Source organism: Brucella rhizosphaerae, from assembly GCF_002252475.1.
GTDB classification, from domain to species: domain Bacteria; phylum Pseudomonadota; class Alphaproteobacteria; order Rhizobiales; family Rhizobiaceae; genus Brucella; species Brucella rhizosphaerae.
This window is the reverse complement of record NZ_NNRK01000004.1, coordinates 1-14,291: the sequence shown is the minus strand read 5'-3', so window position 1 is coordinate 14,291 and position 14,291 is coordinate 1. Positions and strand designations below refer to the sequence as shown.

Genomic DNA, 14,291 nt, shown 5'->3' with positions numbered 1-14,291 from the left:
GAACTGTCGTCTCCAAGCACCGTGTTCAGCACAAGCATCCCGCCATTGCCCGTATAGTTGCCGGCCACATTGACGACAGCACCCGGATTGGTGCCGAAGTTCACTGTGCCGCTGTTGTTGAGCGAAGCGAGCGTGGTTTTATACCCGCCATTATCCAGTGTCGCATTGGCTGCAACAGTGTAGTCGGAAGCCGCACTGAATGATCCGCTCATCTTTTGTTGCAGCGTGCCTGCATTCACCCGTGTTGCACCGCTATAGGTGTTGGCACCGGTCATCAGTGTTGTGCCTGCACCATCCTGTGTGACCGATCCTGTGCCGCTGATGGCCTTGGAGAAGATCAGCTGATCGGAGCGATTAAAGGAAAGCGTGCCATTATTGGCCACATCACCGGCAATGCTGCCCGTGGTGCCGCCATTGCCGAGCTGCAATGTGCCTGCATTAATCGTCGTGCCGCCGGAATAGGAATTGTCAGCGGCCAGGACAGTTGTGCCTGTCCCATTCTGCTGCAAGGCACCTGTGCCGCCAACAGACCCATCAAGCACGAGCTTATCCGAACGATTGACGGCCAGAATACCGTCATTGCTTATAGTGCCACTGATGCTGCCCGAGGTGCCACCATCACCAAGCTGCAAGGTACCGGCACTGATCGTGGTGCCGCCTGTATAGGAATTATCACCCGTCAGGATCAGCGTGCCGGTTCCGTTCTGAGCAAGTGCACCCGATCCGCTGATCTTGCCGGATAGTTTATAGGCATCCGAGCGGTTCACAGCGAGCGTGGCATTGTTGAGGATATCGCCCTGCACACTGCCAGCTGTGCCGCCATCGCCCAATTGCAATGTGCCTTCACTGATGGTCGTGCCGCCTGCATAGGAGTTGTCAGCCGTCAGGATTAATGTGCCGTAATCTTGCTTGTTGAGCGAGCCTGTGCCCTTCAGCTCCGAGGCAATGGTTGCAGACATGCCCTTTCCGCTGCCGTTGCCCACGCCAACACGGATGATCGCCTCACCATCCTGAAGCGTGACAGCATCCCCTTCCACGCGATAGCCATCAACAGCAAACTGCATGCCATCGACCACGATATCGCCGCCGCTATTATCAACCGTTACGGTGCCTGCGGTGCCGGTGAACATGGCGAACTGGCCATCGCTCCAGTTGCCGTGCAAAGTGCCGTCTGTATCGGTCCAGTTGGTCTCGCCCTTCTTCCATGTACCGGTGCCGCCATCAATGGCGCCATTGCCGTGATTGGCCATATTGCTGCCATCCCAGAAGTTGAGATCGGCACCGCTCCGGTTGATGAGATTGACCTCACTGGCGACGTTTGTCTGGATCGACATCTGCGTGGCATCAAGGCCATCTGGTACGTCATTGATCGTCATGCCATTATCGCTCAGGGTGCCACCATAATCGATCAGTCGATAGAGCCCGGGGCCAAAGCCACCCAGATCGGTGACATTGAGCTTGCCGGCAAGGGTTACATCACCCGCCACATTGAACAGCCCCGAGGCTGTTGCCTCTTCCGGCGCACCAAGGGCAACGGTCGTGGTGCTTCCGGCATCCAGTGCCAGATTGCCCTGAATGGTGAGAACCTGCCCCTGACGACCGGCCAGATTGCCGCCTGCGGCCACAGACACATCGCCACCAATAGTGCCAGACCCACCCAGCGTCCCGCCGGTTACAGTGGCCGCACCACCGATCTGACCATCCACATAAAGACTACCGCCTGTCACCGAGACTGCACGCGTATAGGCGCTGTTATCACCCGTCAGCGTGGTGGAGCCGAGCCCATTGCCGCTTTTATCACCACGTATGAAGGCACCTGTACCCTCAAAAGTACCGGCATAAGAGGTTTTGGCATCACCGCTGATGGTGAGGTTGGTTGTGCCCAGATCAACATTGCCACCATCACCTTCGAGCGAAGCAATAGCGAAATTCGCGCCTGCATCCAGACCGCTCAGGACAAACAGGCCATTGGCATCCACGCGGGCTCTGATGTCGCCCAGGCTAGCCGACTGGCCACTGATAACAATTGTACCGATTGTATTGGCGTCAGACCCCTTCGCCCAGATACTCTTGATGCCGCTGGCGATATTAGCAAAATCAATCGTACCGCCATTTTCGGCTATGGCCGTCCATGAATCCGCACCAAGCGTAACCATTCCATCGTGATATATGCCATCCAGCTTCAGAACACTTCCTGTGCCCGTCGCATTGAAGGCGGCTGCATCTCTACCAGAAACTGAAATATGCTCTGACAAACTATTTGTTACCGGATTAACGCCGTCAAAGGTTTTAGTACCAGCACCTTGCACCGATATAGCATGAGAACCGACACCGGACGTGGAAAGCGTCGTTGCTCCATCCATAGTGATGGTATTTGTCGACCCATAAATCTGCACCGCATTCGACCCGTCACCCGTCGTCGTCAGCGAGGCGCCATTTAATGAGATTAAAGCATTCTTACTGTTGGGACTACTATGGCCACCAGCAGAAGCTGCTGCAGCATTACCTCCTCTTGTAACTAATTGCGTTCCGGTCAGTGTTGCAGTGACGGCACCCAAGACCTGTACCGCACCCGAACCTTCTCCGTTGGTAGAAACATTCGCGGCTCCAACGGTCATAGCGGCATAAGTTTGGATTCCGTATGAAATATTGCCCTTTGTGGAAATAGAAACGCCGTCACTTATGATAGTATTGGCATTGTAACTCTCATTATTGATAGCATGAGCATTATCGCCGATTGTTTCAATATAAGCACTGCCACTGATTGTAAGCTGAGTATTACCGATGAGCCTAATTGCTGAGTTGCCGGAACCGGTAGCTGATACTTGAGTACCATCTAAATTGGCTTTCGCCGCGGCAAACACACCATAGATATTCAATGCCACATCGCCATCTGAATGAATCTTGGTAGTATTATCAGCAGTCATATTGGACTCAAATTGATACAAAGGGTTATCTTTGTCACTAGCATTGGAATAGACATCAACTGCAGTTGCCGCACTTGAACTAACCGTCACGCCGACCAGATTTACGCCCAGAACGCTGTTGGTAACGGCTATCCCAAATGCATCTACTCCTTTCGTTGCTATGGTAGCCCCGGTAATATTAGCACCACCTCCACGTGACAGAGCCCCTGACCCTGTGCCACTCGTGTTGACACCATACGCTCCTGTTCCGGTTGTCGTTATGGTATTATTGCCAGGGATTTCCAACGTCGTGCCGACCTTGCTCCACACACCATAACCGGCAGTGTTTGCCCTTGTGGTCGCAATCGTATCGCCATCCAGCAGGCTTGTGGTCTGCGTTGTCGTATAATCAGTCGCCATCGCAAAACCGGACAGCTGGGCCATAAGCCCCAGCATCATCAGCGAAGTGACTGCCACTCCGGCTGCCCGTCCTGTTGTCCTGAGGATCGCCAGCGGCGATACTGAATGGCTCAGCACACGCGTGCGGCGACTGTTGCGTGCGATAGGAAGAAGCAGAACGACTTGATTATCAGGCACTATACGCCCCTTTTAAAAATAGAATGCGGATCAGGCGACCGGAATAAGAAAATAAATAAGAATCGAGATTGCGACCAAACAGACAGCAAATTGCGATATTCATGACACTATATGCCATTATTGTACATATAGTGATTAACAATTCTGTTAAATGAAATATATATTGTATTAATCAATTACAATGTATTAAATTACTTATATAAACTATACTGAATGCAGATCGCATACTCATTATGTAATTTATGGGTTATCTGTTCTGATCAGCGACACAATCCCCGCAAAGTGCATACGGGATATGCTCAGACTGTTGCAGGAGCATGGTCTGCGGGAAACTCCCTTATCGCTGGATTGAGTGGGAAGATATCGCGTTGAAGGCACAGGCAAGTGCGTGTCGCCCTGAGCTTGCTGACGCCGAGTAATGATCCGCCGGTGAGACGGGTATCACAGCAGGCTCTGTCGCAAAGATTTCATGAATGTAAAAGCGGCCTTATCTGTAAACACAATTATGCAGCGAGCTCCGCGACCACTACGAATGGCGAGCGATTTTCATTTGCGAATTGCTTCTTGCGGATCATATGAGCCACTTTAATACCGGCAATTGTCGCTGATGCTGAATGAAACGCTTTGAAGCCCAACATGTGTTTGGTGACCCGCTTGATGAAACGATGATCCTGTTCAAGGATGTTGTTCAGGTATTTGACCTGCAGGATCTCAATCAGCTTTCCTGTACCGGTGATCTTAAGGATATTGTTTATTGCCTGCGCACCAGCTAAATTGGCGCCGCTTTTATCAATGACAATCTTGTTCGGAATGCTATTGTTCGCGATAGACTTTTTAAAGAAACGCCGCGCAGCGCTGAGGTTCCAGCGCTCAGAGAGCATCAAATCAACGGTTTGACCGTCTCTATCAACAGCCCGATACAGATACGTCCATTTCCCTTTGACCTTTATATAGGTCGCATCAACACGCCATGAGCTAAGTGCTGGACGTTTACGTCTGAGTGCCTGAGCTGCTATCTGCGGCGGGTATTTAACAACCCACCGGTTCAGTGTTGCATGGTCAATCTCTACGCCTCGTTCGGCCATGATTTCCTGAAGATCACGATACGAAACTGAATAACGAACATAGAAGAAAACGGCATACAGGATGACACTTTTGGGAAAATGAACTCCCTTGAAATCAACCATGGTCAATGCCTCGCTTCTATCTGCAATCGACGCAGCTCATCGCACATATGTTCAGACATGAAAAGTTTGCGACACCCCCGCGAGCCACATGTAGCCGATCGCAATGGGCGGAATCTTGCCATCGCCATCGATTCGTCGGGCCGGGTGTATTACGGTCATGATAGCATCGGTTCCGATCACGCGGTTGCTATCCATGGCGAAAACGTCTCGGATGCCTATGTTGCCGAGCTTCGCGAGGATGGCGTCTTGTACATTTTCGCAGGCCCGGACGGTGATGACCTCCCCGGCGCGATGGCCCAGCTTGCGAGCATCTTCGGCGTGAAGAAACTGCTCCTCGAAGGAGGCGGCACCACCAACGACGCCTTCCTTCGCCACAGGCTAATTGATGAATTCGGCCCGCCGTCTACGGCGTGGCCAGTGGGCCGAGCATTGTCGACTATCGTGGCGCGGATGGAGAACGACCGGGGGCAGGGAAGACGCTTCGGCTGATCGGCTGCGAAACCCTCGAAGGCGGAATGATCTGGCTGCGTCATGCCGTGGAAGAGGCGCAGGCAGACTAAGCATATATCCTGCCAGATAGGAGATCCCGATGGCGCGCGTCTTCATTACCGGCAGCACTGACGGCCTTGGGTTTGCGGCCGCCCCCATACCTTGCTGGGCGAGGGCCATGAGGTGGTCCTCATGCACGCTCGCAGGTTGTGTTGCAAAAATTTGGTCAGCCCGGAGCGCGCCTTAACTCTGAACGCAGTTATGCTGTGAGCGCTGTGAACTGTTGTTTGATGGAGAGAGCTTTCGTTGAGGCGAAGATGCATTGCTGCCTGCGCATCATGTGAATGAGTTCGATGCCGGCTAATGCGATGTTGGCAGTGGCTTCGGACTTGAAGCCAAGCATGGAGCGTATCCGGCATTTGATGCGGCGGTGATCCTGCTCAATCGTGTTGTTCATATATTTGCTGGAGCGAATGGCAATGGGCTTGCCAACCTGCGTAAGACGGTTTTCTGCATCGCATTGCAAGATAGCTGTTCTATTGGTCTGACTGCCATCGATGGTGATCCGTTCTGGTCTGCCATGGTGGGCCAAAGCCTTGCGAAGAAAGCGTTTGGCTGCAGCTAAATCACAATCTTTGCTGAAACAGAACTCAACCGTATCGCCATTGCTATCGATGGCACGGTAGAGATACATCCACACGCCTTTGACCTTCACATAGGTCTCGTCAAGGTGGTTCTGTCATAACCCATTATCGCCGCTGATGTTTACATTCAGGTTAAGGTAACGTTGCAGGATGGGGTGACAGAAAATTCTCGGCATAGCGCCATCGCCACAAGTGTGCTAATGTGGGTTTGTAAAATTGTACGGAGATAGCCCATGAGCCGCCTAACGATTGATATATCCGATAAGCAACATCAGAGCCTGAAGGCCCTTGCTGCCTTGCAAGGAAAAACCATTAAACAATATGCCTTAGAGCGGCTGTTTCCGGGTGACAACGATGCAGACAAAGCCTGGCAGGAATTAAAAGCCATAGTGGAAACCCGGGTTGAAGAAGGACTTTCGGGAAAAGTATCGAATAAGACTATTCGTGAGATTCTAAATGAAGAACTGATCGAAGGCCGCTCTTGAAAAACTATCTTCTGACCGCGAAAGCCGAAGCCGATTTTAGAAGTATTATTCGGTATACGCGTAAAGAGTGGGGAGATACGCAAACCCGGCGCTACATAGACAAACTGGAGCAGGGGATTGTGAGTCTCACTGATGGTAAAAGCGCGTCTCGAGATATGGGCGATCTGTATCCAAATTTGCGGATGAAAAAGTGCGAATACCATTATGTTTTTTGTCTACCCCGGGAAAACGAGCCATCGCTTATCATTGCGATTTTTCATGAGCGGATGGATCTTATGAGCCGACTGGCAGACAGGCTCCGTGATGGCAGTTAAAATGTTCAATGGCCATTCTGTGCGGCGACCAACTTTGAAGTTTCATTGATACGTGCGGGAATTCGAAGATCTTTATGGTTTGAAGAAAGAGCACGCTCGACTTCAGTTAGACCAATGCTTCAACAGTCAGCAGGGCACCGTTACCTTAACCTGAATGTAAACATCAGCGGCGATAACGGGTTATGACTGAACCTCATTCTTCGCTTTATCGCCGCCATCGTTATCCCGCTGAGATTATCGCCGAAGCGGTATGGTTGTATTTCCGCTTTCCACTGAGCTTCGCATGGTTGAAGATATGTTGGCTTATCGCGGGATCTTCGTCACACATAAGACAGTTTACGAATGGGCTGAAAAATTCGGACGGGTCTATGCCAGTAATGTCCGTCGCCGCACACCGCGCTTTGGTGATAAATGGCATCTGGATGAATGTGTGATGTCCATCAAAGGTGAGCATCACATTCTGTGGCGTGCCGTTGATCAGGATGGTTTTGTGTTAGATGTTCTGGTCCAGAAACGCCGCAATACCAAGGCTGCCAAGCGTTTCATGCGCAAGCTCCTCTCTGCACAGGGCTGCGCACCGCGGGTTATAGTCACTGATAAACTACGATCATATGGCGCTGCCAAACGAGCGATAGGCCTTAGCGTTTGCGATCATCGCCAACATAAGGGTTTGAACAATCGGGCAGAAAATTCGCATCAGCCGATCCAACGACGCGAGCGGGTTATGAAGCGCTTTAAATCAGCGCGACATGTGCAGAACTTCACGTCGATACATGATCCGATCTGCAACCTGCATTATTTCCCCCGCAACCAATTCAATGCTGCTGATCACCGTGAATTACGACAAGCCGCTACTGACATGTGGCGTGAAATCGCTTGCCTGAATACTGCATAGAAACTGCGCCAAAGAATGAGTTACGTTGCCCCCCAGGTTAAGGTAACGGTGCCCTTTCGACCGTTTCAGTTCGAAGTATGTGCAAAATTAGTCTCGGTGACGATCTGGCGAGGCTCCACATGTATCTGGAACACCAACAGGACAGGAAGCAAATCATTAAACCAACATGTGCAGGGCGAACTACTGAAGTCCTACATATCGCGCCCGGGGTCTGATCAAGCGGTTATCAAGATATTGCTCGATTGCATGGCCAATCCATCCAACCACTCGACCTATCGCGAGAATACTTAAACCATTGTGCGCTGATAAACCAAGGTGCAATGAGAGGATTGCCAGAGCCCCGTCGAAATTGAGTGGTTTTCCGGCGATCGATTGAATTATCGCAACATTGCGGTGAATATTTTCACTTTCTATGGTGTTGAACTCTTTTTCCATTAACGTCAGTAAGGTTTTTGCTCTGGGATCGCCTTGCAAATATAACGGATGACCAAATCCGGGAATAGTATCACCTCTGCGCATTGTCGCGGTGACAACCTCCGCGGGGTTTTCACTTCCTTGTATCTCTTGTAGCAGGCGAAATGTTCGCTCTATTTCGCCGCCGTGCCTTGCTCCTTGCAATGTTGCAAGGCCTGCAGCGGCTGCATGATATAGAGGAGCGCCCGCTGACGCTGCAACGCGAACCGTAAACGTCGACGCATTCAGCTCATGATCAGCTGCCAAAATAAGAGCTGATCTTATGAGGGATGCGTGTTTGCCCACATTCCAGGCTTCCGACAACGTTTCATGTGAGGCCTTGACTGCTGGTTGTGTGCCAGTCACCAAAGCTGTCATCAGACGAAGGACCCGCACTCCCGTTCTGGCCGCACCCTCCCGGGATCGATCATAGGCACTGAGATCTTTCTCACCGATCAATGGCAGTAGGGACTGACATATTACGAGCGGACGACCTGAGAGAGAGAGCAGCTGAATTGGTGCAAAGTCATCTGGGATTTCGGGTGGCGCATCCAGGAAATAGTCATCTGCACCACAGTTCCATATAAGACTTGCGACAGATTCGAGACCCGAACTTGTTGTCGCCAACAGTGAGCTATCCCTCCCTCTGAAAAAGAGCGTCTTGCCGTCCGTATAAGTGATCTCGGAATCTAGCAGTGGGGCTCCGAAATTCAGAATATTGGACGCATCGACATGCTTAGCAATTCTGTTTTTATCTGCTAGAGCGCGAATTTCCGCTGCGCGATAACGTCTTGAACGACTTCCCGGCTTCGCTTCAGAATGAACAACTCCTCTACTCACGTAAGCATAAAGGGTTGCGACGCTCACATTAAGTTCAGCTGCAGCTTCTTTCGCTGACATAAATCCTAAACCGTCAATCAAACCATTTCCGCCCAATAATATTGAATCAATCAATCAATATTGACCACATATCAATTGACTGTAAACAGCTTATTTGAATAACGTTCAAAATCCATAATCTGGAGTTGCGATGCCCTGGAAAATTGGAATAGTCGGCATGGGACCACGCGGGTTAGCCTTACTCGACAGAATATCAGATGCATTCTCTAATGTTGATCAAAGAGTTGAAATTTATATATTCGAACCATTAGAACCAGGTTGCGGCGTTCATTTCGTCGATCAACCTCAATACATACTGGCAAATACTGTATGCTCGCAAATAACTACTTTTGGTCCTGTGAAGCATTCTCATTTGCGCCCCATAGGTTGCCCTTCCCTTTTTGACTGGGCGCGGGACCGTGGTTACCGCGTAGCAGACCCAGAAGATGGTCATAGACTGGTTCAGGAGAACGATTATTTACCCCGTGCTATTCTGGGCCAATATCTTGCTTGGTCTTACAGATATATTGTACGCAACCTTCCCAGCAACATATCTGTAGTGCATCACAGCAGCAGCGCTATTTGTCTCAATCAATCAAGCACATTAGAACTTCGACTAGAAACTGACGCTGGCTCACTCATCAGCGTTGATAACGTTTTTATTTGCACTGGCCATTCTGCTAGACACCGAGGCGATGCTACTGCTTCTCAATTTTCAGATGACGACTGGCCTTACCCAGTTGAGAAGAAAATCCAGAGTCTTCCCGATGGATATCGCATAGGTGTCGAGGGGATGGGTTTAACGGCGCTCGATATCGTCTCAGCGGCCACCATTGGACGGGGTGGGACATTTGATCGAAATGGGGAGGATATCGTTTACAAGCCTTCGGGGCGAGAACTAAAGATTTTCTGTTTTTCCCGCACAGGTATCCCACTATTTGCTCGCGCGCGAAATCAAAAAGGGGCTCATTGGAACTTCCAGCCTCATTTTATATCCATCGGCAATATTGATCGCATAAGACAAAATAAATGTTTAACCGATGAGCAAAAATTGGGTCAACTAGACTTCGATTTGGATCTACTTCCGTTAATTGAGGCGGAAATGGAACTCGTCTACTACACAACATTCATCCGACAAACACAGGGACCAGACGATGCTGAGAAATTTGCCGAACACTATCTTTCGGCAGGACAGCAGTCTGCGGTGCCGCAAGATTATATCAGTCGTATACCCGTATCATCACATTTTTCTTTTTCATCGCTAATTGAGGCTGTGCCAGCATCAATTGCTAATGATGAAAACATATATCGCAGATGGCTCCTGTCTAGACTAAAGCAGGATATTGCCGAGGGACGCCTTGGCAATATCAACAGTCCAATAAAAGCAGCTTGTGATGTCCTAAGGGATGTGCGTCCCAGCCTTCGTTATGCAGTGGATTTCGCCGGTTTGACAGCCAAATCCCATAGTTTCTTTTTAGAACAGTTCGTACCTTTGATGAACCGGATAGCCGTTGGGCCACCACTGCAAAAGCTTGAGGAATTCTGCGCTTTGATAGAAGCAGGCGTTATAGATGTGGGACTTGGCCCAATCCAAACAGTTCAATCAGACGCCAAAGGACGTTTTACTTTGCGCGGAACTGCAGGCGAACGTGAGGTGGATCATCTCGTAAATGCAAGGATACCGCTGTCGTCAACCCTGTCGAAAACGCAAGGCATCGTCCATTCGATGATTGAATCAGGATTAGCGAAACCATTTCGTAATGGTGACTATTCACCCGGAGGTATCGCAGTAACCGAAACATATCGCGTGATACCAGAGAATAGTAAAACCTCTCCTCAAATTTGGGCGCTCGGCACACCCGTCGAAGGGGCAAGATTCTATACATTCGTCCTGTCGGCTCCAGGTGCTGCTTCTTCCCCATTAACTGAAGCTCAGACGTGTGTTGATGACATGATGCAAACATCGCGCAAGTCTTCGACTTTAATGACCCTAAAAAATGATAGGGCTAGAGAGCGTTCTCTCTTAGCTAACGTATCAGCCGCTTAATTATTGGTCTCTCAATTTCGAAAAAGAGTCTCTTCATGACCGCGTTAATACTTTGCACCCCAAAAGTCTTTCTACAGAGCTCTGCCAATGAATGGCGCGATGCGACAGGAGGAGACGCGATATTGCTATCGGGCAACGTCGATCACCCTACTTCCGAGGCTATCAAAGATAGAGCCAAGCAAAGCTTCCTCGAAGTCCATCTTTTTGATGATTACGAGAATAATGATTTAGTCGAGAAAATGGCAGTAGATATATCTAAGGCGCACCGCATCAACGCCATTTTGTCATTTTCAGAGGCGGACGTTTGCCGCGCCACTCGTATTCGCAAAGCAATTGGAATTATTGGCCAAACATTGGACGACGCGCAATTTTTCCGCGATAAAACACTCATGAAGCGCAGAGCTTGGGAACGTGGACTTACTGTGCCCCGGTTTGCGCAACTTACTTGTCCAGCCGATCTCTTGGATTTCATAGGCGCCAATAAGCTTCCCGTTGTTGTAAAGCCGTACGATGGAAGAGGATCTGCCGGAGTAGAAGTTCTGAAAAGCGATGATGACGTTCGTGCATTTCTGTCACGAGGTGTTTCGACATCAAAAGCTTTCACAGTTGAGGAATTTGTCCCGGGGGATATGTACCGTGTCGACGGACTTTATATTAACGGCCGTTTGGTCGTGATGCAGATCGGTCGTTACTTCAAGGATTGCCTGGCATTTATTCGCGGCGAGACAATTGGAACACATGCGCTTAATGAAGACAATCCATTGGTCGGTCGAATTGAGAGCTTCACCAAGCATCTTCTGGAACACGCACTACCTCTTCCTAAAACATCGATATTCCACCTCCAACTCTTCCATACCCCTGATAACAGGCTTGTATTGTGCGAAGTTGCAAGTCGGTTGGGGGGCGGAGTTATAAATGAAGAAGTCAGACTGGCCACCGGGATCGACATCAAAATGACTTATGTCAAGGCATCCGTCTCCAAAGACGAAAAATGGGGCCATGACTACAAATCGCCCTACACGCCAACAGCACGGATTATTATTCCGCCTCGACACGCGAAGCTCACCAAACTGCCGGAATCTTGCGACTTCGCTTGGGTTGATACCTATAAGGCTTATGGGGTTGTCGGACGTCAATACGGCGGCCCGGCAATGACAAACGCCGAAATAGCAAGTTTCGTATTTCACGGGAGCAATGAAATCGAACTTCAATCCCGTGCAGCAATTCTCGAAAATTGGTTCCACACCCATTCAGAATGGTCCACATGAAGACTGATGTTTTAACGGGTGAAAAAGCCGAACCGCTTTGGGCACCACTCCGAAACCGCCTGTTCCGTTCCTTGTGGATGGCCAACACAGTTTCAAATCTTGGAACATGGATGCAGGGAATGGGGGCTGCTTGGCTTATGGCTCAGCTCAGCCAGTCCACGCAAATGGTCGCCCTTGTGCAGACCGCAGTGACATTGCCGGTTTTTCTTTTTGTAGTTCCAGCGGGCATCCTCGCGGATCGAACGAACCGGGCAAGCTTTCTATTAGTCACTCACGGCATCATGGCGTTAGGCGCTCTAGGGCTGGGCATCGTAATCAGTTCAGGGCAAGTTACCCCAGGCATCCTGTTATTAGGCACATTTTTGATTGGATCTGGGGCGGCCCTGACAATGCCGGCATGGCAAGCCGCAGTTTCTACGCTTATTGAACCTCAGCAAATTCATAGCGCTGCGGCGCTCAACGGCATGAGCTTCAACTTCGCACGTACTGTAGGCCCAGCTGCGGCGGGTTTCATCGCACAGGCTGCTACTGTCGCTGCCATTTTTTGGATCAACGCGGTCTCGTTTTTTGGCATGATATTCGTTTTTTGGCGATGGAGGGCTGAAGGGGGCTTTACGACCAAAGAACAAGCTAAAACGTCTAACGCTGCATCAAGCTTCGTTTTCGCATCCATAATGCGACACAACGCTTTTCGTAGTTTGCTGTTGAGAACATTCATCTGTTTTTTCGGAGCAAGTAGCATGTGGAGCCTGCTGCCAGCATTCGCAGCTCTCAATCTCAACATGAAAGCCTCCGAAGTCGGTTTGCTAATGGGGACTATAGGAGCTGGCGCTGTATTAGGCGGAGTGCTTATTCCAAACGCCAAAGCTAAACTCGGCATCAATCACCTCATTGGGCTAGCATCATTAAAGCTTGGTTTGGCACTCATATTCACTGCCTGGAACGGGGTCATTGGCATCATTTGGCTATCTATGGTGCTGACTGGGGTCGGCTGGGCATTCATTGTTTCTGGCCTGAATGGTACAGCCCAAATCATGTTTCCTAAAGAAATTCGGGCGCGCGCGATTTCCACATATCTTATGGCTATGTATGGGGGAACAACACTTGGAAGCTTTTTCTGGGGGGTATTATCCTCACACACGGGGGTGAACACAACATTTCTCATTGCAGGTACGCTTTTGATACTTTCACCACTCCTTGGTTTGCGTTGGAAAGTTCAATAACCAGAAGCGACAAACAGAGATATTAAACACCTTCATGTCGTTGTTTGGATGACTTATAAGTGGCTTTCCGTCAACTACATCGCTGCTTGAACTGCGAGTGGTTGGCTCCAGTTTGGCCTCGGCGAGGCCTTGCCCCGGCACCGTTACCTTAACTTGGGGTGGGTAATTACCGCGGCTTCTCTGAGAACCCTCAGGAGTATGAAATGAAGCTATATTCAAAAGATCAGCGTGAGTGTTTTGTGAATCTTTTACGCCGTACGAAAGAAAGGCAGAAGAAATTATTCCTCAAAGCGTATAATACGGACCTCGATCTTGATAAAAGTACTATCCGCGCTATAGCCAACTTGGAATACTTAAGATCACAAGCAGTCCATTTATCGCGTTAACGCCCACGACACATATAGGGTCCTGGGTTGATAGCGACTGTCAAGATCGACGATATCGACGCCACCTTCTCCGAGAGCACGCAATGGCGTCTTGGTTGCGGGGTCTCCTGATGATATTGCTTTCCAATAGCGTTCAGTGGGCATCGGAACGACGTGCCATCGGCACAGGTTCATAATCCGATAAACAGGCACTTGCAGTCGCACCGCTAATAACGTCACCGGTTCCGACCAGACCTGATTGTAAAATTCCTGTCTTGTCAACATACGTCCCATTCATTGCCCCCTATTCTGAATCCTTTCTGTTCGCAGATATGGCCTCGTTTCCAGGGCCATAAGTTTGGGAGAGTTGTGCTTGTGTCCGGCTTCTGCGTTTGCTTTGGCTCAACTTCGTCAAGGTTGATCCGGCGTTTTCTCAAGTGTCGCGGGGATCACCACTTCGTTCTGAAGCCGATTGTTGCTTTGAGGGCATAGCTGTCAGCGAAGTTGTTGAGGCTGGTGTTGATGGAGCCTTCACCATA

9 protein-coding genes and 3 pseudogenes are annotated in these 14,291 nt (G+C 50.0%); 8 read left to right on the top strand and 4 right to left on the bottom strand.

Going from position 1 to position 14,291, the window contains the following annotated elements; translation table 11 throughout:
* Together CEV32_RS00265 and CEV32_RS00260 are read right to left on the bottom strand one after the other, a co-directional pair.
* Positions 1–3,503 (bottom strand): autotransporter-associated beta strand repeat-containing protein (locus tag CEV32_RS00265; protein ID WP_208620766.1); only part of this gene is annotated, 3,503 nt, incomplete at its 3' end.
* 503 nt (positions 3,504–4,006) lie between these two features.
* Positions 4,007–4,690 carry an IS6 family transposase gene (locus tag CEV32_RS00260; protein WP_094573448.1) on the bottom strand — a complete coding sequence of 228 codons (684 nt, stop codon included), beginning with the start codon at positions 4,688–4,690 and terminating at the stop codon, positions 4,007–4,009.
* Here CEV32_RS00260 and CEV32_RS23855 point away from each other — a divergent pair.
* Positions 4,667–5,023: pseudogene (locus CEV32_RS23855) on the top strand (hypothetical protein); the annotation flags it as partial. The gene CEV32_RS00260 and the pseudogene CEV32_RS23855 overlap by 24 nt on opposite strands.
* A 77-nt stretch (positions 5,024–5,100) precedes the next feature.
* Complete coding sequence (locus CEV32_RS23850) at positions 5,101–5,250, top strand: hypothetical protein (protein WP_235818671.1); 150 nt, start codon at positions 5,101–5,103, stop codon at positions 5,248–5,250.
* 188 nt (positions 5,251–5,438) lie between these two features.
* On the opposite strand, the pseudogene CEV32_RS00250 reads toward CEV32_RS23850, so the two are convergent.
* Positions 5,439–5,912: pseudogene (locus CEV32_RS00250) on the bottom strand (IS6 family transposase); the annotation flags it as partial.
* A 144-nt stretch (positions 5,913–6,056) separates the two neighbouring features.
* Between CEV32_RS00250 and CEV32_RS00245 the strand changes: the two are divergent.
* The 3 genes and pseudogenes from CEV32_RS00245 (at position 6,057) to CEV32_RS00235 (ending at position 7,517) form a co-directional block, all read left to right on the top strand.
* Positions 6,057–6,308 carry an antitoxin gene (locus CEV32_RS00245; protein ID WP_094573446.1) on the top strand — a complete coding sequence of 84 codons (252 nt, stop codon included), beginning with the start codon at positions 6,057–6,059 and terminating at the stop codon, positions 6,306–6,308.
* Positions 6,305–6,622, top strand: coding sequence for a type II toxin-antitoxin system RelE/ParE family toxin (locus CEV32_RS00240; RefSeq protein WP_094573445.1), 318 nt, complete (start codon positions 6,305–6,307; stop codon positions 6,620–6,622). Before CEV32_RS00245 ends, CEV32_RS00240 begins: the two co-directional genes overlap by 4 nt.
* A 182-nt stretch (positions 6,623–6,804) precedes the next feature.
* Positions 6,805–7,517: pseudogene (locus CEV32_RS00235) on the top strand (IS6 family transposase).
* A gap of 180 nt (positions 7,518–7,697) precedes the next feature.
* Here the strand turns inward: CEV32_RS00235 and CEV32_RS00230 are convergent.
* Positions 7,698–8,924: a citrate synthase family protein gene (locus tag CEV32_RS00230; protein ID WP_143128766.1), complete on the bottom strand. Its 1,227-nt coding sequence runs from the start codon at positions 8,922–8,924 to the stop codon at positions 7,698–7,700.
* A 76-nt stretch (positions 8,925–9,000) separates the two neighbouring features.
* On the opposite strand from CEV32_RS00230, the gene CEV32_RS00225 reads away from it, so the two are divergent.
* Genes CEV32_RS00225 through CEV32_RS00215 form a run of 3 tightly spaced genes read left to right on the top strand, consistent with a single transcriptional unit; the run spans position 9,001 to position 13,387 of the window.
* Entirely contained in the window at positions 9,001–10,896 is a 1,896-nt protein-coding gene (locus tag CEV32_RS00225; protein ID WP_094573443.1) for an FAD/NAD(P)-binding protein, read from the top strand.
* A 35-nt stretch (positions 10,897–10,931) separates the two neighbouring features.
* Positions 10,932–12,164 carry an ATP-grasp domain-containing protein gene (locus CEV32_RS00220; RefSeq protein WP_094573442.1) on the top strand — a complete coding sequence of 411 codons (1,233 nt, stop codon included), beginning with the start codon at positions 10,932–10,934 and terminating at the stop codon, positions 12,162–12,164.
* The gene (locus tag CEV32_RS00215; RefSeq protein WP_094573441.1) at positions 12,161–13,387 is read left to right on the top strand and encodes an MFS transporter; all 1,227 of its coding nucleotides are present in this window, start codon (positions 12,161–12,163) and stop codon (positions 13,385–13,387) included. Before CEV32_RS00220 ends, CEV32_RS00215 begins: the two co-directional genes overlap by 4 nt.
* Positions 13,388–14,291 lie beyond the last annotated feature (904 nt).

What these genes read in the sequence shown, in the direction of transcription:
- CEV32_RS00260 (WP_094573448.1), bottom strand. Translation starts at nt 4,690, where the DNA reads ATGGTTGATTTCAAGGGAGTTCATTTTCCCAAAAGTGTCATCCTGTAT.
- CEV32_RS00245 (WP_094573446.1), top strand. Translation starts at nt 6,057, where the DNA reads ATGAGCCGCCTAACGATTGATATATCCGATAAGCAACATCAGAGCCTG.
- CEV32_RS00225 (WP_094573443.1), top strand. Translation starts at nt 9,001, where the DNA reads ATGCCCTGGAAAATTGGAATAGTCGGCATGGGACCACGCGGGTTAGCC.
- CEV32_RS00220 (WP_094573442.1), top strand. Translation starts at nt 10,932, where the DNA reads ATGACCGCGTTAATACTTTGCACCCCAAAAGTCTTTCTACAGAGCTCT.
- CEV32_RS00215 (WP_094573441.1), top strand. Translation starts at nt 12,161, where the DNA reads ATGAAGACTGATGTTTTAACGGGTGAAAAAGCCGAACCGCTTTGGGCA.